Origin of the sequence: Aestuariivita boseongensis (genome assembly GCF_001262635.1) — a bacterium.
Taxonomy (GTDB): Bacteria; Pseudomonadota; Alphaproteobacteria; order Rhodobacterales; family Rhodobacteraceae; genus Aestuariivita; species Aestuariivita boseongensis.
This window is the reverse complement of the sequence record NZ_JXYH01000058.1, coordinates 1-21016: the sequence shown is the minus strand read 5'-3', so window position 1 is coordinate 21016 and position 21016 is coordinate 1. Positions and strand designations below refer to the sequence as shown.

The following is a 21016-nucleotide window of genomic DNA, read 5'->3' as shown; positions in this document are numbered from 1 at the left end:
TTCGTGTCGGCGGGGAGCCAGTTGTCGAAATGGTCGCGCACGGCGTTTTCGACCATGCGTTGGGCATCGACGGTGGCGAGGCGGTCTTTGGTCTGGCCCACGAATTCCGGCTCGCGGATGAAGCAGGAGACCAATGCGCAGCCACCTGTGATCAGATCGTCGCGGGTGATGGAGGCGGCTTTTTTGTTGTTCGCAAGCTCTCCATACGCGCGGATGCCTTTGAGGATGGCGGCCCAGAAACCCGCCTCATGCGTGCCGCCTTCGGGGGTGGGGACGGTGTTACAGTAGGATTGGATGAAGCCGTCGCGGGAGGGGGTCCAGTTGATGGCCCATTCGACCTTGCCGGGGTTGCCGAATTTCTCCTGAAAATCGACGGTGCCGGAGAAGGGGCGGTCGGCGTAGGTGCTGGCCGTTCCAAGGGTTTCCGACAGGTAATCGGAGAGGCCGCCGGGGAAGTGGAAGGTGGCTTCAAGGGGCGTTTCGCCGTCGTCGATGGCGGATTTCCAGCGGATTTCGACGCCGGAGAAGAGGTAGGCCTTGGAGCGGATGGATTTGAAAAGGCGGGCCGGTTTGAAGCGGTGGTGGCCGAAGATCTCTTCATCCGCATGGAAGGTCACGGTGGTGCCGCGCCGGTTCTGGGTCTGGCCGACTTTTTCGACCGGGCCCAGCGGGATTCCGCGGGAGAAGCGTTGTTCATAGACAGTTTTGTCGCGGGCGACCTGCACGACCATGGAATCCGACAGCGCGTTGACGACCGATGCGCCCACGCCGTGGAGACCGCCGGAGGTCGCATAGGCGTCGCCGGAAAACTTGCCGCCTGCGTGGAGGGTGCAGAGGATGACCTCCAACGCCGATTTGTCGGGGAATTTCGGGTGCGGGTCGATGGGGATGCCACGGCCGTTGTCGCGGACGGTGAGGGCGTAGTCGTCGTGCAGTTCCACCTCGATCCGGTTGGCGTGACCGGCCACCGCTTCGTCCATGGAGTTGTCCAGGATCTCGGCCACCATGTGGTGGAGCGCGCGTTCATCAGTGCCGCCGATATACATGCCGGGGCGTTTGCGGACAGGTTCCAGCCCCTCCAGCACCTCGATGGAGGAGGCGTCATATGCTGGGGAGGTGCCGGTGAGAAGATCGTTGGCCATGCGCGCTGCTCTGCTTTTGTTTGTTGGGCGACATTATGGCAGGGGGCGCGGCGCTGGGGAAGAGGTCACGCACGGGGATCGGATTGACTTATGTGGTACCTTGATACATATATACATAGATTAGCAAGATTGAACGTGTGCAAACTGGGATCCGGGTAGAGAAGCGGCTTTTGAAAGTGCTCAAGGGCGTGGCAGAGCACCTGGATATGACGCTGGGCGACCTGATCGAGGGGATCGCGCTGCACAGTTTTGAGAACAAACCGCCTTTTGAACCCGAAACGCTGCGCAAGATCGCGCAGTTGAAAGAGGTCTATGATCTGGACTGGATGGCGGAGGACAGTCACCGGTTCAAGGAGGAGGAATGACCGGCCCGATCTCCGAACTGACCCAGGCGTTTGTGGCGCGTCGGGTGGATCCGGGTTCGTTTCACCATGCGGAGCATGTGCAGGTCGCGTTTGATCTGTTGGAGGCGCATGATTTCATTGATGCATCCGCGATCTATGCGAGGGGTTTGCAGGCCATCGCTGCCCAAGCCGGGGTGCCAGAGAAGTTCAACCTGACCATCACCTATGCCTTCATGAGCCTGATTGCGGAACGCCGGGCGGGGATGACGGGGCATGGTTTTTCCGCTTTTTCAGAGCAAAACCCGGACGTGATGTCGAAGGCGGCTTTGGCTGGCTGGTACGCAGAGGGCCGATTACACAGCGACCTGGCGCTCCCTTTGCCTCTAAGGCAAGACACGGCGAGATCCCTGGTACGTTATACTCCAAGAAGAACACGAGCTGCGCGAATGAGCACTCTTGGGTCTAGGTCGGTACGTGCCACGGGGGGTGGCGGGTCTGCACGACCTGTCAAACTCGCGACCGCGGTTCGCGCAGAACGAACCGAGTATTCCACCGTGAACACACAGTCCCGAGGAAGTTCGCAATACTGTCCAATCACCGCGAAGTTGCTAGCCCCATGCGGGCGCACATCGGGGCGGTCGCCCACTTGACGCGGCATGAACTGGCTGGTGATGTAGGGCATACGGCATGGAATGATTTTCGCACTCTCGAACCATTTTCGCTGCTTATCCGACAGATGCAGATGCCCGCAGAGTTCTTCGATGATTTCCAGCCCGGTCGCTTCCCACATCGGCTTCTTCACGAAATCGCCTTTCCGGTCACCTCGCAATCCATAGCCCCAGAAGGTGTAAGTGCCGGGTTTTTGCCCCCTGAAATGTGGCTGATGGAACAGCACAATAGACAGCGTCCAACCGGAATCGGCGAATGTCACCAAGCCACCTGTACCGGTGCGGTTATCGGTGAAATCCTCCATGAATTCGAAGAAGTCGGCGCCGTCCATCGTCACTGTGAACGAGTTCCAGCCGGTCTTTCCAGTGTCACTGCTGAACACTTCAGGCTTGCCAAAGCCTTCGTGTCGCGACGCCAACTTACGCCAGAGGCTCCAGCCACCTGCGACGTGTTCCGCGAGCTTCGGTGCGCGGTCGGCGGATCCAAGCACCGACCCATCCGTCATGGAACCCAGTGTAAGGTAAACACTGTCGTCCGGGCCGACCTCAACCGTACTGTCGTCGTCAAGAGTCAGAGAGGTGACGTGACGGTCCTGATGGGTGCCTTCGATCGTCGCGTCCGTAACGCATGTATCAGTCTCGATCCGAACTCCACGGGCGTGCAGCCAAGTCTGGATCGGGGCAATTATCGAGTCGTGCTGGTTGTATCGTGTCCGCAGAATGCCGGCGATGCGGGTAAAGCCAGGGAATAGATGGATGAATCGACGCAAGTATCGCCGCATCTCGACCAACGAATGCCAAGGCTGAAAGGAAAACATCGTGGACCACATCAGCCAGAAGTTGCTGTCGAAGAAGGCGGTCTGGAACCAGTCATCAATCCTTTGCGCGCCCAATCCGGTTTCCGGGTGCAAAAGCAGTCGGTTAAGATCGACAATATCCTGCGCGCTGAGTGTGAGATCGTAACGATCTTCTGCCGGTTTTCCATCTCGAACGAGGCGGCAATTGGACGACCCGGGCACCATTCGGTTGAACTCGAAGATATCATCCTTGGCAGATTTCGCCGGATCGTTCGTAAGTGGAATACTGTCGAGCAGATCAAAAGTGCATGCGAAGTGTTCCTCGAACATGCGACCACCTCGAACTAGGTAGCCGGTATCGGAGTCCCCTGCCCCGTCGAGTGACCCACCGGCAACGCCGAGTTGTTCGTAGATGCGTATGTCCTTGCCGCGCACACCTGCGTCCCGGCAAAGCAACACCGCAGCCGACAGTCCTGCGATACCCCCGCCTACGATAAGGTGCTGTGAATTCGTTACGTTTTCAGGCATGATCTGCGCCTCGAATAATGAAACTTTTCGCAGTTTTGCACAGGATTCATATCCACGCTTTAATCCCGATCAAAACCCGGAGAGTTCCGAAGTCGAGCCGAACTTGCTGTGAATTCCAGCTCTGGAAGCCGTCTGCATAGGGCTCGCAGCGGCCATTCGAATGGCCGAAAGGTCATCGCGGGGGACGGAAGTTTGCTTGGCTGTTCCGCCAGTGAATAAGGTGCGGACGGATGAAAACGCCTTCGAAGGCGCTTGGCCAAGCAAATTCGAATTTGCTTGAAAAAGGCTTTTCGAAAAGCCTTGGCACCTGCGGTTATGGTCTCAATACAGATGTCTGGTAGCGCATGGCCAAACCTGCCACCTAAACGGTCGACAAGAGAGCCAGGGCAAGGGCGAGGGTGCAAATGGCGATGGCGAAACGGGACATGAGAAAACCTGTGATCAAATGCCGTCAGTCTGCGTGTGACGAGCGATTTGAACCAGTCAGGTATTCCTGACCCCGGTCCACTCCAGAATGATCCGGGCCACTTCGGCCGGTTTTTGATGGGCGAGCCAGTGATCAGCCTCGGCCAGGGACACGCGGGTCAGGTGGGGGGCGTAGGTTTCAAGTCCCTCGGTCGCTTCGGGCAGGATGGCAGTGTCGTTTTCGCCCCAGATCAGCAGGTGGGGCTGGTGCACGGTCAGCTTGTCGATGGGATAATCCGGCAGGCCGATGATGGGCTGGCCCGGTTTGGCCACCTGAACCGGAGAGGCGCGGTACCAGTGCACCATCGTTTTCAGTCGACCGGGGCGGGACCATTCGGTGACATAGGCCTCAAGCGTATCGCCCGAGAGCCAGCTCATATCCATATGGGCGGCGAAAAGCGCACGCAGCTTGGCATAGTTGTCGGCGGCCAGCACGTCCTCGGACCCCTCTGCGCGCAGCCAGTCGATATATTGCGAGGCCTGCGATTGCGCGCCTCCTGCGGCCAGCGCTGTCTGGAAAGGCACTGGGTGGACGCCGTTGGCGATGATAAGCCTGTCCACCAGATCGGGGCTGCGCATGGCAAGGTTATAGGCGACTGCCGCGCCCCAATCGTGGCCAAGAACAGTGATCGGTCCGCGGCCAAGCCCGGTGATTAGATCGGCCATGTCGCGGGTCAGCGCGCCGGTGGCGTAGGCGGTCACATCGTCCGGCCCGCCGGTCTGGCCATAGCCGCGCTGATCGGGGGCGATGCAGTGGAAATGGGTGCTGAGATACGGGGCCAGATCGCTCCACGCGCCGGAATATTCGGGAAAGCCATGCAGCATCAGCAATACCGGCAGATCCGGGTCACCCCAGTGACGGGCGTAAACCGGACCATTTGCTGTGCTGTGCCAGTGGTCTTTCATGGCCTTACCCTTGTCCGGCAATCCGTCCAAGGCAAGCGTCACGCAACGGCACAGGGTTTGATCGCGATCAAAGCGCGAGGTTTGAAGATGTGACAGAATTCGTCCAAGCCAAACAGGAGAAGCAGAATGAGCGTTGCGGAGGACATCCCCGTCATCAAGGACGGGCCAGACGGGAACCCTGGGTCCGGATCACCCTCTCCGGAAGATGTCCGCCGCGCGTTCGAAAGTGGCAAGTACCCCTATTCGCGCCGGATGGGGCGGCGGCAATACGAGGCCGAAAAAGCCAAGCTGCAGGCCGAGCTTCTGAAGGTCCAGCTTTGGGCACAGGAGACGGGCCAGAAATTCGTTCTGATCTTTGAAGGGCGCGATGCGGCAGGCAAGGGCGGCACGATCAAGCGCTTTACCGAACATCTCAATCCCCGGACCGCGCGGGTCGTGGCGTTAAACAAACCCACCGAACAGGAGCACGGCCAGTGGTATTTCCAGCGCTATGTCGAACATCTGCCCACGGCGGGTGAGATCGTTCTTTATGACCGCAGCTGGTACAACCGCGCGGGCGTGGAACGGGTGATGAGCTTTTGCGAGCCGCATGAATACCTGGAATTCATGCGCCAGACGCCCGAGTTTGAACGGATGCTGACCCGGTCGGGCATCCGGCTTTACAAGTACTGGTTTTCCGTCACGCAGGCCGAACAGCGCAGGCGCTTTGCCAGCCGCGAGACCGACCCCCTGAAACAGTGGAAGCTGAGCCCGATCGACAAGGCCAGCCTGGACAAATGGGACGAGTATACCGAGGCGAAAGAGGCGATGTTCTTCTACACCGACACCGCCGACGCGCCCTGGACGGTGATCAAGTCGAACGACAAGAAACGCGCGCGGATCAATTGCATGCGCCATTTCCTGGCAAGCCTTGATTATCCCGACAAGGACCCGGACATCGTCGGCACGCCCGATCCGCTGATCGTGGGTCAGGCGCATCATGTCATTCATGGGACCAACCATATTCACGCGGCATCTCTGCGCGGCTAGACGCTGATCGGGGAATTGGCGGGATGCGGGCTCTTGCCTGATCGGGTGGGCGTTTCTACATTCGCGCCATGTTGGGGCAGATGCGATCCTTTGTGAAATTCGGCCTTGTCGGTCTGATGCTGTCGCCCGTGGCAGTGTCAGCCCATCCGCATATTTTCGTGGATACCGGGCTGAAGGTGATCCTGAACGACCAGGGCCAGGTGCAGGGGGTCGAGGTCAGCTGGGCCTATGACGCGCTCTATTCCATGCTCACATTCGAGGATATGGGGCTGGACAGCGATTATGACGGCCGTCTGAACGAGGCCGAGATCGGGTTTCTGACCGGCTTTGATTTGAACTGGGTCGAAGGGTTCGAGGGTGACCTTTATCTTGAGGCCTCCGGCGCGCCCATCGCGCTGGGCCCGCCCGAAGGGCGCGGTCTGCAGATCGAGGACGCGCGGATCGTCACCACGCACTACCGTCCGCTGGTCAAGCCCGTGGCGGCAAGCGGCGTGATCCTGCGGGCCTATGATCCGACTTTTTACACCGCCTATGATCTGACACGCGGTGTGAACGTGGACGGGGATTGCGCCGTCGAGGTAACGCCCGCCAATCTGGATGAAGCCTATACGCTGGTCGAAGAGATGCTTTACGCGATGCCCGCGTCGCAGCAGGAAGATGCCTTCCCCGAAGTGGGCGAGGCCTTTGCCGACACGGTGGTGCTGCAATGCACCGACTGATCTGGGCGCTGGCCGCAGGTGTCGTCGCTCTGGCCGTGTGGCTTTGGGGCATGGGCGGGGCCGATCAGATCATGCGCGCCGCCGCCAACGGTCAGAGAGAGGCGCAACAGGCCATGGCGGGCGCTTTGCGCGCGCTGCGTGGCGGGGAGCCCGGCGCCATCGCGACGCTTCTGGGGTTGTCCTTTGCGTACGGTTTTTTCCACGCGGCCGGGCCGGGGCATGGCAAGCTGGTCATCGGCGGCTATGGCATGGCGCAGCGGGTGCCGATGCTGCGGCTGTCGGGTCTGGCGCTGGCGTCTTCCGTGGCGCAGGCGATCACAGCGGTGGCGCTGGTTTATGGCGCGCTGATGGTTCTGGATTGGGGGCGTCAGCAGATGGTGGGCGTGGCCGAGGATGTGCTGGCGCCCTTGTCTTTCGGGCTGATCGCGCTGGTGGGCGCGTGGCTGGCGCTGCGCGGGCTCAGGCGGTTTCGGGCCGCGCGTGGGCAGGGTGGGCATGTGCATGATCACGCGCATGATCATGGCCAGGATGGCGTTTGTTCCAGCTGTGGGCACAAGCATGGTCCGACCGTGGAGGAGGCGGCCTCGGTCCGGTCGTTGCGCGATGCGCTTGTGGTGATCGGTGCGGTGGCCGTGCGGCCCTGTACGGGGGCGATTTTCGTGCTGATCCTGACCTGGCAGATGGGCATCGCCGCAGCCGGAATCGCCGCGGCCTTCGCCATGGCACTGGGTACCGCCTGCGTGACCGTGGCTGTGGCGCTTGCCGCCGTGTCGCTGCGCGAGAGCTCGCTGATGCGTCTGCAGGGGACGACAGCGCTGCGTGCCACGGCGGCGTTGGAGCTTCTGGCCGGGCTGGTCATCGCCCTTGTCGCGGTGCAACTGGCGCTGTCGCTGATCTGAGCCCTTGCCCGGGGCGCGCAATCGCCCTAGGGCTGGCGCATGACCCGGACCCCCCTGACATATGGCGCACATATTCGCGCGACGCTGGCGCTGGGCGCGCCCTTGATCGGCGGGCATCTGGCGCAGTTTGCCATCGGGCTGACCGATACGATCATGCTGGGCTGGTACGGGGTCGAAGCGCTGGCCGCCGTCACGCTGGCCGCGACCTATTTCTATGTGCTGTTCCTGATGGGGGCGGGCTTTGCCTGGGCGGTGATGCCCATGGTGGCGGCCTATGAGACCGAAGGCGATCAGACCAATGTGCGCCGCGCGACCCGGATGGGGCTGTGGCTGTCGGTGGGCTTTGCCGCGCTGTCGATGCCGTTCCTATGGTGGTCGGAGCCCATCCTTCTTGTCTTGGGGCAACAGCCCACGGTGGCCGCCGATGCGGCGGAATATCTGCGCGTGGCGGGCTGGGGAGTTTTCCCTGCGCTGGTGATGATGGTGCTGAAATCCTATCTGGCGGCACTGTCGCGCACGCAGGTGGTGCTGTGGATGACCCTTCTGGCGGCACTTGCCAATGTGGTGGTCAATTATGCATTGATCTTCGGCAACTGGGGGATGCCGGAACTTGGGCTGCAGGGTGCGGCCATTGCCTCGGTCATCACGCAATCCATCGCGATGGTGGGCATGATGATCTATGCGATTGTCGTGTTGCCGGAACATGCGCTGTTCCAGCGCCTGTGGCGGCCGGATTGGGAGATGTTCCGCAAGGTTCTTGTTCTGGGCCTGCCCATAGGGCTGACGCTGTTGTCTGAAGTGTCGCTGTTCGCGGCATCGGCTCTGATGATGGGTTGGCTGGGGACTATCCCGCTGGCCGCACATGGCGTGGCCGTTCAGCTCGCAAGCGCCACCTTCATGCTGCATATGGGCCTGTCCAATGCCGCCACGATCCGCGCAAGCCAGGCATTCGCCGCCCGTGACCGAGAACACATGGCGCGGGGTGCCTGGACGGTGATCGGGTTGTCGCTGTTGGTTGCGCTGTTCACCATTGCTGCCTTCCTGCTAATGCCCGAGCTTCTGATCTCGGCCTTTTTGGAGCCGGACGATCCCGCACGCGCGGAAATCATCGCGATTGGCATCGGCCTTCTGGCCATGGCGGCCCTGTTCCAGCTGGTGGATGGTGCGCAGGTGATCGCTCTGGGCCTGTTGCGGGGCATACAGGACACAGGGCGGCCCATGGTGATCGCCGCGCTCAGCTATTGGGCCGTGGGGATCCCGGCCAGTTACATACTGGGCTTTCCGATGGGGCTGGGAGGGATCGGCGTGTGGCTGGGACTGGTTCTCGGGCTGGCCTGTGCAGGCATCCTGCTGATGATGCGGTTCTGGGGCGCCGGGCTGTCCCGACTTGAAGCGCCTGCGCGGGCGTGAGGCTCAGAGGGGGCTCTGCCCCCGCCCTTCGGGCTCCCCCGGGGTATTTCCAGCCAGAAAGAAGCCTGTTCGCTTTTGTCCTGCTTCTTTCTGGCTCAAATACCCTGGAGCGCGAGGCGGAGCCTCGCTGAAGAACAAGAATGCGCCGCAGGCGCGCCGGTTACTCGGATTTGGTATTTTGCGCCTTCATCAGCCGGTCGGCTTTCTTGCGCACCAGGACCGAGCGCAGATCGTGCATCGCCAGAAGCAGGTCATCGGTGACCGCTTCCAGCTGGTCATCCGTGGCCTTGGATTGGGCCCATTGGCTGGTCAGGTTCAGATGATCCACCGCGCGCAGGATGTCGTCGATATCGCGATGGGCCAGAAGTTCGATCCGGTCTTCCATCCAGGATTTGATCGTATCCAGATCCGTCTCTGACAGGGTCCGGTCGCCATGGGGTTTGATTTCCCCATTGCGGATATTCACGACGGCGATCTGGTCCATCTCGATCCGCCTCTGGCGGTTTTCGGTGTCCACGCGGAACACCAGCGCGCCGTTTTCGCGGACGCGAAAGAAATAGTCGGGAAGATCGCCTGACATCGGGTCTGCTTACCTCAGCTTTGCGCAGAAATCATGGATGCGGCGGCAAGCTTCGGTCAAGGCCTCATCGGAGGTGGCATAGCTGATGCGGAAATTGGGCGAGAGGCCGAAGGCCGCGCCGAAGACGACGGCCACGTCGGCCTCTTCCAGCAATGCGGTCGCGAAGGCCTCGTCATCGGTGATGACGGTGCCCGCGGCCGTGGTTTTCCCGATCAACCCTGCGATGGAAGGATAGACATAAAACGCCCCTTCCGGCACCGGGCAGGTGATCCCGTCGATTTGCGAAAGCGCGTCGATGACCAGGTCGCGGCGGCGCTTGAACGCCTCGTTATTCGCGGCAATGAAATCATGGGGGCCGTTCAGTGCCTCGACCGCGGCCCATTGGCTGATCGAACAGGGGTTCGAGGTCGATTGCGACTGGATCTTGCGCATCGCTGCGATCAGCGGTTCGGGCCCGGCCGCATAGCCGATGCGCCAGCCCGTCATCGCATAGGCCTTGGAGACGCCGTTGCAGGTGAGCGTGCGGTCAAAAAGGCCCGGTTCCACCTCTGCCGGGGTGCAGAATTCGAAGCCGTCATAAGCCAGGTGTTCATACATATCGTCCGTCATCACCCAGACATGCGGGTGGCGCATCAGAACGTCGGTAAGGGCCTTGAGTTCCTCCCGGCTGTAGCCCGCGCCGGTGGGGTTCGAGGGCGAGTTGAAAATCAGCCATTTGGTTTTCGGCGTGATCGCGGCTTCCAGTTGTTCGGGGGTCAGCTTGAACGCGTTTTCCAGCGTGGCCGCTGCTACGACAGGTTCACCTCCGGCCAGTTTGACCATGTCGGGATAGCTGACCCAGTAGGGCGCGGGGATCACCACCTCATCGCCCGGGTTCAGCGTCGCCATCAGCGCGTTGTAAAGGATCTGTTTGCCGCCGGTGCCCACGCTGACCTGTGCAGGCGTGTAATCCAGCCCATTGTCGCGCTTGAACTTGGCGCAGATCGCCTGTTTCAGCTCGGGGATGCCGTCGACGGCGGTGTATTTGGTCTGCCCTGCATTGATCGCCGCGATGGCGGCATCCTTGATGTGCTGGTGGGTATCGAAATCGGGTTCGCCCGCGCCCAGGCCGATCACATCGCGCCCTGCGGCCTTGAGTTCGCGCGCCTTATTGGTCACCGCGATGGTAGGTGACGGTTTCACCCGGTCGAGCGTCGCAGAAAGAAAGGCCATGGTTCACCCCGTTTGTATATCCCGGTGCCATGTCATAGGGTGCAGCCCGCACCCGTTCAAGCAACATCACCCCTTTCCCGGAGGCAAATCCATGGCCGAGACTGCGACCGATTGGTACGGACCCGAAACAGCGACCTTTGGCGACCGGGTGGCCGGCGCGCGGGAGGCCGCGGGACTGTCCCAGTCCAAGCTGGCGCGGACGCTGGGTGTGCGCAAGGACACGGTTGTGGCCTGGGAAGAAGACCGGTCGGAGCCGCGCGCCAACAAGCTGTCGGCCATGGCGGGTGTTCTGAACGTGTCGATCATGTGGCTTCTGACCGGTGAAGGCGAGGGGATGAGCGCACCGCCGCCCGAGACCCTGTCCGGCAGCGATCTGAGCGGGGTTCTTGCCGATATCCGCCATTTGCGCAGCGAACTGGCCGCGGCGGAGCAGCGCGCGGGCCTGCTGGAGGCGCGGATTGCCAAGCTGGCCGGAGAGGCATCCGAATGAGCGAGAGCCATGAGGCGCGCATCAAGCGCCTGAAGATGCGGTCGATGCGGCGCGGGATCAAGGAGATGGATCTGATCCTGCAGGCCTATGCGGAGCGCAATCTTGAGGCAATGGATGAGGCGGGTCTGACGCTCTATGACGCGCTTTTGCAGGAGAATGATCAGGACCTGTATCAATGGGTCACGGGGCAGGTCGATGCGCCTGCAGCCTATACGGACCTGGTGCACGACATCTCGCAAACCTTTCAGAAATAACGGAAATCAGGCTTAACCTTATCTTCGGTTTTTTTGCTCATGCTTTGGGCGAGAGCAGAACGAGTCGGAGAGCGTGATGAAAATGGACGCGCAGCCCGTGATGGGCAGGCCACGCGATTTCATGGCGAGTTACCTGGAATCCCTTGCGCTGGTGGAGCGGTTGCACCGGCTTTTGCTGGATGTGATCAAGGATGAATTTGAGCGGGTCGGCGTGTTGGAGATCAACGCGGTACAGGCGCTGTTGCTGTTCAATATCGGCGACAACGAAGTCACTGCAGGCGAACTGAAAAGCCGGGGTTATTATCAGGGCAGCAATGTCAGCTATAACCTAAAGAAGCTGGTGGATATGGGCTATATGCACCATCAGCGCTGCGAGATTGACCGCAGGTCGGTGCGTGTGCGCCTGACCGAAAAGGGCCGGGATATCCGGCAGATCATCGCCGCGCTTTTTGCCAATCACGCCACGGGGCTTGAGGAGAAGGGCGTGCTGGATTTGGCGGGGATCGAGGATATCACCTCGGCCCTGAAACGGATGGAGCGGTATTGGACGGATCAGATCCGGTATATCTATTGATCCGGGACGGATGGTGGCATTGTTGGCCGGCTGGCTTTAGCGGCCCGATTGCCTCGTGGGCTCAAGCCGGCCCAGGACCAGTCCTTCAAGCTCGCGTTTGAGCTTCTGGACCATGGCATTCTCATAGTCTTCGAAACCCAGGGCGGTCTGCACGAAGGCATCAGGGCCGACGATCACATTGGCGCGGAAATAGCTGGACAGCTCGGCGATATCCATCAGGCGGATATCGCCCAGACGCGGGGCATCTGCGCCGATGACCAGCGCGTTGACAGTGATGCCAGCGCGTTCCAGCTCGGGCTTTACCTCGCGCGGGCGGGGGCCCAGGTTACGCTTGCCGTCGCCCGAGATATCCAGCGTGCGCTTCCAGCAATCGGGCCGCTGCATCAGCAGGTCGTGGCCGGTGCGCATGGCGGTGCCCAGGGCGGTGCCAACCGATCCGCCGGGACGCGCGGCGCTGTTGAGCACACGGGCGATCCGCTCCACGTCGCTACGATCGCGGATCGCAGTCCAGTTCACCAGCACATTCTGATCGCGTGGGCCGGACCATTCGTAAACCGACAGCGCCACCGGAGCGGAGGGCATGGCGAGGAGGGAGGACAGCACCTCCGGGTGGAGAAGCGCCGCAGCCAGCCCATCCATCTGCAGCCGGTATTCGCCCGTGTCGATGGACCCGGACACATCCAGCCCCAGCGCCAGTGCCTGGCGGCATTGGGCAGAGGCGGCCGATGGAAGGGTCCCGGCAAGCGCCAGAGCCAAAGTGATGCAACCAAGACGGAACAACCCTGCGGCGATGGCTGAGCCGGTTTGTGGATGCGTCACCCTTTTGCCGTGCGACACAGGGTCAGGCATTGCATCGATGCTTGCAAAAGCCCCTGAGCGTTGAAGTGGCCGTAAGGCGGAGAGGGGTGGGGCCCGCGGGTCAGGCGCCCATGTAGCGGCAAGGCTCCGCCCCTCTGCGTCCATGCGCAGATGATACGGGCGGTGACCCGTTCGGGCGTGCCGCGTTTCTTTGGGCAATGGGTGGTTGATGCGCGATATCCCCGCCCCTTTGCCCGTGGTGGAAAGAGCATTCGCGCGGGCTTCCTTGCATGCAGCGGTGCCGTGCATTGGGGGCGTGCCCTTGTCACGGCGCAGGCAGGCAGGAAGGAAGGACACAATCCGGCACATGTCCGCCCAGTAACCCATCCATCCGCGCCCTGCGCTGTAAAGCGAGCCCGCAACGGTGATGCTGCGGTCATGACAGGCGGGTGAGGCAGGAAGATGCCCGCGCGGCCGTTCGGCATGGGCTGGGAGCGATCCGCCCATTTGCACCAGAAACCGGCGCAGAGCTTCGGCCCCAAACCCAGCCGTCCATTCAGAGCACAAACCACATGGTCGCCGCGCCACCGCGTATCTGGCAGGCAGGTTGGCGTCATCCCGACATGGGTCTTTACGAAACCAGCTCAGTCGAAAGGCCAGACGCGTGATGGTGCCTGAGCGATGCCCGGCCCTCTCATTCCTGGCGGAGCCGGAACCTGTGCCGCCCGCGCTCATCCCGGCGGAACTTTGGTCGCCGGGGGCAATGCGCCGACCGCCCGCGGCGTCAGTTCGCGTTCCAGTTTGCGCCGCATGGCGCGTTCATAATCGTCAAAGCCGCGCGCCACTTCCAGAAATGCGCCGGGACCGTGCAGGACGTTTTTCTGGTAATACTCCACAAGGCTGATTTCCGCCTGATAATCAGAGGCTTGCACCACCAGCCCGTTAACCGTCACGCTGGCAAAGGGAAATTCGGCATAGGCCGCAGAGGGGGGAAAGCCCTCGTTATTCTCCCCATCTCCAGCCATGTCTAGGACCGAAAAATGGCAGCGCGGCCCGCGTTGAAACAGCCCCGCGCCATATCCCAGCGCGTATCCCATGGCCGTGGGAAAATCATTGTGACTGCGTTCGGATCGCCCAATGGTTTCGGCCACGCGCAGCAGGTCGGCGCGGGTTTCCAGCAGCGTCCAGTCGACGAGCAGTTCCTGATTGTACCGGCCGCTCCATTCGTAGACGGCGATGGCGACGGGAAGGGGGGCTGCGAAGACGGCGGCCTCCACCTCGGGCGCGATCAGGGCCGAGGCAAGGCCGCCACGCTGCAGAATATCCTCGGCCTCATCGACCGAGGAAGACACATCAATCGCCAGAACAAGCGCCAGCCGGCATTCCGACGCCGCCAGCGGCGAGGCCGCCAGCGCCAGCGCGCCCAGAATGCCGCCCAGTCTTACCAATGGCCGGTATTTTCCATGCTGGCCCAGGGTTCTTGCGGCTCAAGCCGGTCGCCCGCCTGCAGAAGCTCGACCGAGATATTGTCGGGCGAACGCACAAAGGCCATGTACCCATCGCGCGGCGGACGGTTGATCGTGACCCCATTGTCCATCAGGTGCTGGCACATGTCGTAGATATTGTCGACGCGATAGGCCAGATGCCCGAAATGGCGGCTGTCAGACGGCAGGCCCTCGTCCCCGTCCCAGTTATAGGTCAGCTCGACCGGGCAGTCTTCCTGCCCCGGCGGGGCCATGAAAACTAGTGTGAACCGCCCGGCTTCATTGTCATACCGGCGGGTTTCGGTCAGCCCCAGCAATTCGAAAAAGGCGATGGTTTTGTCCAGATCGGCCACACGCACCATGGTGTGGAGATAGCGAATTGTCATGCGGATCCTCCATTGATCTTGTGGCTGATCCTAGCGCCCCTGTCAGCAGGGGCCAGTGCCAAGGCGGCGTGGTCTCAGAATTTTGACTCGATCCCCAGACCGACAGAAAATTCGCGCGTCTTGAACCGGCTGTCATTAGACGAGGTGCGCCCCGCACGGATCCGCAGGGAGGGGGAGAAGCCCGCATAATCCCAATCATCGAACATCAGGTTGACATCGGCATAGACGGATCTGTCCTGCCGCCCCCCGGGCACCACGATGAAGCCCGAGCGATAATCGGGATAATCCGCATATCCCAATGTCAGCGCCACATCCATTTTGACCGGCCCCATCGGTTGATCGAACGCATAGGCGGCGCGGAGGCTGGCGGCCTGGCTGCGGTCGTTGATGAACCAGGCATCGGTGTCGCGCAGGCCCAGCGTCATGGTCAGTTGATCGCCGTTGCCCATCTCAAGCCCGGTGAAAACCGTCAGGCTTTGTGCCGTTGCATCATATCGCTGTCCAGTCACACTGTTGCGGTCTTCCACGGTACCGGACACGCCGATCCAGCTGCCTGTGCCCAGCTCCCATACCCGCCGGGCGGAGGCGCGCACAAAGCGATAGGTCGGATTGTTGCCATACCAGGACTGGCCGGTGGCCAATGTGCCGCCCAGAATACCGCCGCGCAGCTTTCGCGCATGATCGACCGAAGTTTCGAGGAACTGTTGCGACAAATCGCTGTTGCGCAACCCCGGCGCCTTGGCCTTAGCACTGCTGGAAAGTGCGATATGCTTGGTGTAAAGCCGCAGACCTGCATAGGTGGCGCTGGTCTGGTTGGCCTGAAAGCGATAGCGCAGGGACAGATCGGCCGTGGCGATCAGCCCCGACAATGCCTGGGCCGAGCCCGAAAGGATCCCCGTCACGGGCACCCCGTCGATGATCTGCAGCGCGTCTTCCGAGCCGTTGTTGACATTGCTGGACGGCCGCAGCGCCAGATTCAGACGCATGCTCCACGGGTTGAGACGGCGCAGAGCCTGGTAATCCTGGGCAATGGCCGCTTTTTCAGCATCGCTGACTGCGTGGATCGCCGAGCGGCGCAGCCAGAGCTGCGCGAGGCTGTAGCGTTCCTCGGCCACGGCGGATTTCGCCGCCAGCTGCCCAGCGCGCACGCGATCGCCGGGATCATCGGCGTATTGGAACGCATACCGCGCTGCCTTGCGGCTGAGCGTGGTCTCTCCAAGGGCGGCGTGGGCCATGGACAGGATGAAATAGGCGATCGGATCTTCGGGGTCGGCCTTCAGCAATCCGCGCGCGATCCGGATGGCGGTCGCATTGTCGCCCGCCCGCAGCGCACCGGCGGCGAGGTGGCGCACCTCTTCTGCGCTCAGCTGGATGTCGTCGCTGCTGCCTGGGCTTTCGGCCTGCGCCGCCAAGGGCAGCGCAAGCGCACAGATCAGCGCCAGAAGGCCTTTTCGGACTGCGCCCAGGATCAGATCAGGGGCAAAGCGGGTCGTCACCGGGCTGACCACACTGCACAAGAACGAAAATGCCGCGTTCTTCCTCGTCGCTCAGCTGGCTGATATGATCCTCGACAAACAGGCCGCCCGCGACCTGTGCGGATTCGACCCCGCCGAAGATACCGCCATATGTCCCGCGGGCGTTGTTGTTCTGCTCGACGGTTCCGGTGAAGGTGCCGTCGGCCAAGATGTCGGTCGGCGCCAGATCGATGTCTTCCGGCGTGACGCCGCCGAAATCGGGAATGTTACGGTTGGTGATCCGGCCGTTGACCTTGTTGTCGGTGAAGTCGGCATTCAGCAGCACGAAGCCGGTGATCTCCGCGGCTTGTCCTGGCGCCAGCGACGGCGGTGTTCCGGGGGGCGGTGTGATCAGGTCTTCACTGCTGCCCGATCCGTTCAGAAGGCCCACGTAGTTGCCCAGATAGGTCACCAGACCGCCATTGGGGGTCACATTGGACCCCACCGGATCGTAAGCGCCCGCGCGTGAGTAGCTGGCACCGCCAAAGACCGAACCGGCCTGCGGGCCCGTCATAACCACAAGGGCGCGGGTGCCGTTGATGTCGCGGACATAAGCTGTGGAGTGCCGCGACAGCCCGTCTTCCTGCGAGGTATAGGCCAGATATCCGCCCCGGTCCAAGGCGGGCTTGCGGACATATGTGGCGTTCAGAGCATCGGCCTCAAGCGCCACGCCTTCGATGGTCAGAACGCCCGTGGTCGTGTTGAAAGTGAACGTGCCCAGATTGCCTTCAACCGCCGCCGGCACCGCCGACGAACCGGTCCCCGGCGTGGTGGGGGTGGTGCTGTCGTCAACGAAGGGGTTTCCCCCGCCACATGCGGCTAACAGGGTCGCCGCGATGGCACCCGCCCAAACATATTTCATCTGCCTCAACCTCAAATTTTATTTTTTTGGGTCTTTTTCAGGTAAAATCCGGGGGTTCTGGGCAAAAGTCAATGTATTTGCGCCTCCTGTGGATAAATCGTGTCTTGTAAGTGACCTGCATATAGCGGTTTGCGAAGCCAAATCCTCAAGATATAGTCTAATCTCCCAAGAGATTCTGCGCAGCCAAGGAGAGCCGCATATGCCCCTGTCGCCCGAGCAACTGGCCGAAATCGAAGAGCAACGGTCACACCCGCAGCAGACGCTTCGCGTGGTCGCCCCGGGGATGGAGCAGCATCTGTATTCCGCCAAGCCGGTTCTGGATCACGGGTTCATCCGGGTGATCGACTATATGGGCGATGATGCGGCGATCTGCCAGGCGGCGCGGGTCAGCTATGGCAAGGGCACCAAATCGGTCCAGAATGACGAGGGGCTGATCCGCTATCTGATGCGCCACTGGCATTCCACGCCGTTCGAGATGTGCGAGATCAAGCTCCACGTCAAACTGCCCGTCTTCGTGGCGCGCCAGTGGATCCGGCACCGCACGGCGAATGTGAACGAATATTCCGCCCGCTATTCGATCCTGGATCGTGAGTTCTATATCCCCGCGCCGGAACATGTGAACGCGCAATCGGTGGTCAACAACCAGGGCCGCGGCGGCGTTCTGGAAGGGGCAGAGGCGGCGCGGGTTCTGGAAATCCTCAAGGCGGATTCAGCGCGGTGCTATGACAATTACGAGGCGATGATCTCGGACGAGGGGCAGGAGGGTCTGGCGCGTGAACTGGCGCGGATGAACCTGCCCGCCAACATCTATACCCAGTGGTATTGGAAGGTGGATCTGCACAACCTCTTCCACTTCCTGCGCCTGCGCGCCGACGCCCATGCGCAATACGAGATCCGGGTCTACGCAGAAGAGATGTGCAAGGTCGTCGCCGACTGGGTGCCCTTTGCCTATAAGGCGTTCGAGGACTACCGCCTGGGCGCTGTATCGTTGAGCGCGCAGATGGTGGAGGTGACCCGCCGGATGCTGAAGGGTGAGACGGTGACGCAGGAGACGTCGGGGCTCACCAAGCGCGAATGGCGGGAGTTTATGGAGGTTGTTGAGGGGTGAGACTCAACGGCTCGGAACTGATATCGCGCCTCACTCAGACCAGTTCGAGATCATGTTTGGCTGTGTCAAGCGTTGCAGTCTTTGTAGAATGGCAAGACCTGAAGCCAGAAGACTGGAATTTGTTGAGCGGGCAAGTAGACAAAGAAGTGTACTCAATCGCCATAACAGTTCTGATTGTTTATCTCGTTTTGGCCTTAATTGTGCACTGGACAGCCGATTTTGTAGCGTTCAAAAAATGGTTTAAGTCTAACCGAGTAGAAATCGGTACAATGGCAGCGATTGGTCCCTTGGACGCTACAGAAACGCCGCTTCAGAGTTTTCTTCGCCGTTTGCAGGGGGCTCATTCGAGAATGCTTCGGCAAGTAGACTCGTTCGAGCGAATCCTGCGAAGTAGAAGCCAGAGTTCTCTGGAAAACGGTGATGAACAAACACTCTCATCGATTAAGGAAGAAGTGGCAAAAGCTGCCAAGGAGTTTCAAAGTTCGAACTTGGGTCTCGAAGAGCTTACAAACCTCGCCAACGAGTTAACAACTCGATTTCGCGATGTAAGCTTGATGGCAAAGATAGTTGTTTTTGGCTGGTACCTGTTGTTGCCTCTCGCGACGGCGATGATAGCCTTGCTCCTTACAAACATGGATTTCGCATAGAGCAACCGTAGGGTGGGTGCCAACCCACCTTTCCCGGTAACTAGGTTCCGCCATGGTGGGTTGGCACCCACCCTACGGGCTAACCGCTCACGGCTTTCGCGGCCTCGGCCTTCATCTCGGCCACCAGCCCGGCATTCTCCGCCTCCCACGACTTGAACCCGGCATAGGCCGCCTGGTTGCGCGCCGCAATCTGGGCAAGCGTTGGGTCGGACGGGACGTCCAGCCCGGTGAAATAGACCTTCACGGCCTCATAGGTGCGCTGGCGGCCCATGACTTCTTCGGGGCTGAGAGGGCGCAGGGCGGCGGCATGATCACACATGTAATAGACCGCCAGGAGTTTGAGAAATTCCGTCATCGGATCCTCCATCAAGGTGGGCGAAAGACGAGAACGCGCGAACTCAAGCTGTGACTTCAGCCTAACCCAAAGGCGTGAAGGAGCGGTAAACCGAAATGCTGCGCTGCAGAAGAAGGCGGACACTGCGAAGTGAACTGATTTGGTACCAAGAGTAGGGTGGGTGCCAACCCACCACCAAAACCAACCACCGCGCGCCATGGTGGGTTCACACCCACCCTACAGCAGCTTTCGACAGCCGCTGCGGCCTATGCCTCCATTTAGGCCACGAACGCAGCAAGCGTCGGGTGGCTGCGAAACCCGGAAACAATCTGTTTCCAATCCAGAAAGTGCTGGACTTGCCCCGCACCCGCTTTGCATGCTTGCCCCACCAAACGGGGGAAAGCCACATGCGTTTTCAACGAGTTCTTTCGGCGGCCCTTGTCGCCACGGTTCTGGGTGCGGTGCCCGGCATGGCGATGGATGCCAAGATCTATCCCTATGCATCGAAACAGAATTTCTGCCCGCAGGGTCTGCAGCCTGTCACCATTTCGGGCGTGATCTGCTGCGGCACGCCGAACCAGTCTCAAAGTTATCAGTCGATGATGCAGCAATCCGGGTCGCACAAACGGTCCTACCGCGCGGCATCGTCCCGGGCCGATTGCCCGCCGGGCGTCAAAGGCTGCGGTTAAGCGCCTTGATCCGGCGCACGGGATCCGCGCGCCGGGAGACCTGCGTCAGAGTGCCTTGATTTCCCCGGCCATGGGGCGGCCGTCGCGACCGTCCTGCAACTCGTACGAGACTTTTTGATTGTCGGTCAGACCTTGCAGCCCTGACCGCTCCACCGCCGAGATATGAACGAAAACGTCATTGCCACCTTCATCAGGTGCGATGAACCCATATCCTTTGGTGCTGTTGAACCACTTCACGGTGCCTGTCGGCATCTCCCGTGTCTCCTTCTGCCTTGCTCCAACCTCGCCCAGACGCGATCTTCTGCTTCGGGCAAGACCCAATCCGGAATTGTCCAGAGTTCAGGACATCTTCCTTCCTTGTAACAGGCAGTCGGGTCTTTGAACTTTGGGTATTCCTTCTTTCAAGATCGCACGGCACAAGCAAAAATCAAGAAAAACGCCCGGAATCGTCCTCAAATGACGGTTATCCGCTGAAAAAAGGGAAAAAACGATGCATCTTTACGGGTTGAAAAGCTGTGACACCTGCCGCAAGGCGCTGAAATCGCTGGAGGGGGCGCAGTTCGTGGACGTGCGCGCGGACGGGGTTCCGGGCGATGTTCTGGAGGCGGCGCTTGCGCAGTTCGGGGATGCGCTGGTCAATACCCGCTCTACCACCTGGCGCGGGATGTCGGAGGAGGAGCGCGCAGGGGCGCCGGTGGATCTGCTGCGCGCCCATCCCACGCTGATGAAGCGCCCGCTGATCGTGGAGGAGGGCGGACAGATGCATCTGGGCTGGACAGCGGCCACCCGTGCAGCCCTTGGCGTTGCGTGACCGGGTGCTTAGGTGGATAAGGTCACGATCAAAAGGAGCACGTGAATGCGCAATGCAGCCCTGACGCTTGGGATTGTCGCCGGTCTGATCGGCATGGTGATCGGGTTCTTCAGCTATGGCTATACCGCTGCCGTCGACCGGTTTGGCGAGATCGAGGGCATCGCCGAACAGGTGGCCAATGTGGAACTGGTGCGCACGATGTCTTTGATCGCGCCGCTTCTGGCGATTGCAGGGGGTGCGATGGCGCGGGCGCGGGCGCTTTGGGGCGGTGTTCTTCTGCTGCTGTCGGCGGCGGGGATGTATTACGCCTTTGGCTGGGGTGTGTTCACCATGTTCCCGATTGCCTTTGCCGGTGTGGCCGGCGTG

At 61.0% G+C, this 21016-nt stretch carries 25 protein-coding genes; 13 read left to right on the top strand and 12 right to left on the bottom strand.

Going from position 1 to position 21016, the window contains the following annotated elements; genetic code table 11:
- Positions 1–1142: ATP-binding protein (locus tag TR61_RS17170; RefSeq protein WP_245626919.1), on the bottom strand; the 1142-nt coding region annotated here is incomplete at its 3' end.
- A 137-nt stretch (positions 1143–1279) separates the two neighbouring features.
- On the opposite strand from TR61_RS17170, the gene TR61_RS17165 reads away from it, so the two are divergent.
- Entirely contained in the window at positions 1280–1507 is a 228-nt protein-coding gene (locus tag TR61_RS17165; protein ID WP_245626918.1) for a hypothetical protein, read from the top strand.
- Positions 1508–1901: 394 nt separating this feature from the next.
- Here the strand turns inward: TR61_RS17165 and TR61_RS17155 are convergent, their stop codons facing one another.
- Both TR61_RS17155 and TR61_RS17150 read right to left on the bottom strand, forming a co-directional pair.
- Positions 1902–3512, bottom strand: a complete 1611-nt coding sequence (locus tag TR61_RS17155) for an oleate hydratase (protein ID WP_281178079.1) — start codon at positions 3510–3512, stop codon at positions 1902–1904.
- A 450-nt stretch (positions 3513–3962) separates the two neighbouring features.
- Complete coding sequence (locus tag TR61_RS17150) at positions 3963–4850, bottom strand: alpha/beta fold hydrolase (protein WP_050931748.1); 888 nt, start codon at positions 4848–4850, stop codon at positions 3963–3965.
- Between the two features lie 126 nt (positions 4851–4976).
- On the opposite strand from TR61_RS17150, the gene ppk2 reads away from it, so the two are divergent.
- The 4 genes from ppk2 to TR61_RS17130 all read left to right on the top strand — a co-directional run bounded on the left by ppk2 (position 4977) and on the right by TR61_RS17130 (position 8907).
- Positions 4977–5879: a polyphosphate kinase 2 gene (gene ppk2 / locus TR61_RS17145; RefSeq protein ID WP_082182018.1), complete on the top strand. Its 903-nt coding sequence runs from the start codon at positions 4977–4979 to the stop codon at positions 5877–5879.
- 68 nt (positions 5880–5947) lie between these two features.
- On the top strand, positions 5948–6598 hold the full coding sequence (locus TR61_RS17140; protein ID WP_245626917.1) for a DUF1007 family protein: 651 nt from the start codon (positions 5948–5950) through the stop codon (positions 6596–6598).
- Positions 6586–7497 carry a nickel/cobalt transporter gene (locus TR61_RS17135; RefSeq protein ID WP_050931747.1) on the top strand — a complete coding sequence of 304 codons (912 nt, stop codon included), beginning with the start codon at positions 6586–6588 and terminating at the stop codon, positions 7495–7497. Before TR61_RS17140 ends, TR61_RS17135 begins: the two co-directional genes overlap by 13 nt.
- Before the next feature lie 39 nt (positions 7498–7536).
- On the top strand, positions 7537–8907 hold the full coding sequence (locus TR61_RS17130) for an MATE family efflux transporter (RefSeq protein WP_050931746.1): 1371 nt from the start codon (positions 7537–7539) through the stop codon (positions 8905–8907).
- Positions 8908–9067: 160 nt separating this feature from the next.
- On the opposite strand, the gene TR61_RS17125 is transcribed toward TR61_RS17130, so the two are convergent.
- Positions 9068–9487 carry a hypothetical protein gene (locus TR61_RS17125; protein WP_050931745.1) on the bottom strand — a complete coding sequence of 140 codons (420 nt, stop codon included), beginning with the start codon at positions 9485–9487 and terminating at the stop codon, positions 9068–9070.
- Positions 9488–9496: 9 nt separating this feature from the next.
- Positions 9497–10699, bottom strand: a complete 1203-nt coding sequence (locus TR61_RS17120; RefSeq protein ID WP_050931744.1) for a pyridoxal phosphate-dependent aminotransferase — start codon at positions 10697–10699, stop codon at positions 9497–9499.
- Between the two features lie 91 nt (positions 10700–10790).
- Here TR61_RS17120 and TR61_RS17115 point away from each other — a divergent pair, with 91 nt between their 5' ends.
- The 3 genes from TR61_RS17115 (at position 10791) to TR61_RS17105 (ending at position 12017) form a co-directional block, all read left to right on the top strand.
- On the top strand, positions 10791–11189 hold the full coding sequence (locus TR61_RS17115; protein WP_050931743.1) for a helix-turn-helix domain-containing protein: 399 nt from the start codon (positions 10791–10793) through the stop codon (positions 11187–11189).
- Positions 11186–11443 (top strand): succinate dehydrogenase assembly factor 2, encoded by a 258-nt coding sequence (locus TR61_RS17110; RefSeq protein ID WP_050931742.1) that lies wholly within the window; start codon positions 11186–11188, stop codon positions 11441–11443. Before TR61_RS17115 ends, TR61_RS17110 begins: the two co-directional genes overlap by 4 nt.
- A gap of 76 nt (positions 11444–11519) precedes the next feature.
- Positions 11520–12017: a MarR family winged helix-turn-helix transcriptional regulator gene (locus TR61_RS17105; RefSeq protein ID WP_050931741.1), complete on the top strand. Its 498-nt coding sequence runs from the start codon at positions 11520–11522 to the stop codon at positions 12015–12017.
- A gap of 36 nt (positions 12018–12053) precedes the next feature.
- Here TR61_RS17105 and TR61_RS17100 read toward each other — a convergent pair whose 3' ends face one another.
- The 5 genes from TR61_RS17100 to TR61_RS17080 form a co-directional block, all read right to left on the bottom strand.
- On the bottom strand, positions 12054–12866 hold the full coding sequence (locus tag TR61_RS17100; protein ID WP_082182017.1) for a DUF1194 domain-containing protein: 813 nt from the start codon (positions 12864–12866) through the stop codon (positions 12054–12056).
- 680 nt (positions 12867–13546) lie between these two features.
- The gene (locus TR61_RS17095; protein ID WP_050931740.1) at positions 13547–14263 is read right to left on the bottom strand and encodes a DUF1194 domain-containing protein; all 717 of its coding nucleotides are present in this window, start codon (positions 14261–14263) and stop codon (positions 13547–13549) included.
- Positions 14257–14685: a VOC family protein gene (locus TR61_RS17090; RefSeq protein WP_050931739.1), complete on the bottom strand. Its 429-nt coding sequence runs from the start codon at positions 14683–14685 to the stop codon at positions 14257–14259. Before TR61_RS17090 ends, TR61_RS17095 begins: the two co-directional genes overlap by 7 nt.
- Positions 14686–14759: 74 nt before the next feature.
- Entirely contained in the window at positions 14760–16181 is a 1422-nt protein-coding gene (locus TR61_RS17085; protein ID WP_157440959.1) for a tetratricopeptide repeat protein, read from the bottom strand.
- Positions 16159–17061, bottom strand: coding sequence for a hypothetical protein (locus tag TR61_RS17080; RefSeq protein WP_050931737.1), 903 nt, complete (start codon positions 17059–17061; stop codon positions 16159–16161). Before TR61_RS17080 ends, TR61_RS17085 begins: the two co-directional genes overlap by 23 nt.
- 199 nt (positions 17062–17260) lie before the next feature.
- Here TR61_RS17080 and thyX point away from each other — a divergent pair, with 199 nt between their 5' ends.
- Both thyX and TR61_RS17070 read left to right on the top strand, forming a co-directional pair.
- Positions 17261–18169, top strand: a complete 909-nt coding sequence (thyX, locus tag TR61_RS17075; protein WP_050931736.1) for an FAD-dependent thymidylate synthase — start codon at positions 17261–17263, stop codon at positions 18167–18169.
- 62 nt (positions 18170–18231) lie between these two features.
- Positions 18232–18816 (top strand): hypothetical protein, encoded by a 585-nt coding sequence (locus tag TR61_RS17070; RefSeq protein WP_172677011.1) that lies wholly within the window; start codon positions 18232–18234, stop codon positions 18814–18816.
- Between the two features lie 79 nt (positions 18817–18895).
- Here TR61_RS17070 and TR61_RS17065 read toward each other — a convergent pair whose 3' ends face one another.
- Entirely contained in the window at positions 18896–19183 is a 288-nt protein-coding gene (locus TR61_RS17065; protein WP_157440957.1) for a hypothetical protein, read from the bottom strand.
- A gap of 374 nt (positions 19184–19557) precedes the next feature.
- Between TR61_RS17065 and TR61_RS17060 the strand changes: the two genes are divergently transcribed.
- Entirely contained in the window at positions 19558–19839 is a 282-nt protein-coding gene (locus TR61_RS17060; RefSeq protein WP_050931733.1) for a hypothetical protein, read from the top strand.
- A 45-nt stretch (positions 19840–19884) separates the two neighbouring features.
- Here the strand turns inward: TR61_RS17060 and TR61_RS17055 are convergent, their stop codons facing one another.
- Entirely contained in the window at positions 19885–20091 is a 207-nt protein-coding gene (locus tag TR61_RS17055; RefSeq protein ID WP_050931732.1) for a cold-shock protein, read from the bottom strand.
- 238 nt (positions 20092–20329) lie between these two features.
- Here TR61_RS17055 and TR61_RS17050 point away from each other — a divergent pair, with 238 nt between their 5' ends.
- Positions 20330–20650 carry an ArsC/Spx/MgsR family protein gene (locus TR61_RS17050; protein WP_050931731.1) on the top strand — a complete coding sequence of 107 codons (321 nt, stop codon included), beginning with the start codon at positions 20330–20332 and terminating at the stop codon, positions 20648–20650.
- Positions 20651–20695: 45 nt separating this feature from the next.
- Positions 20696–21016, top strand: a 321-nt coding sequence (locus TR61_RS17045) for a hypothetical protein (protein WP_050931752.1), incomplete at its 3' end; no start/stop codon positions are given.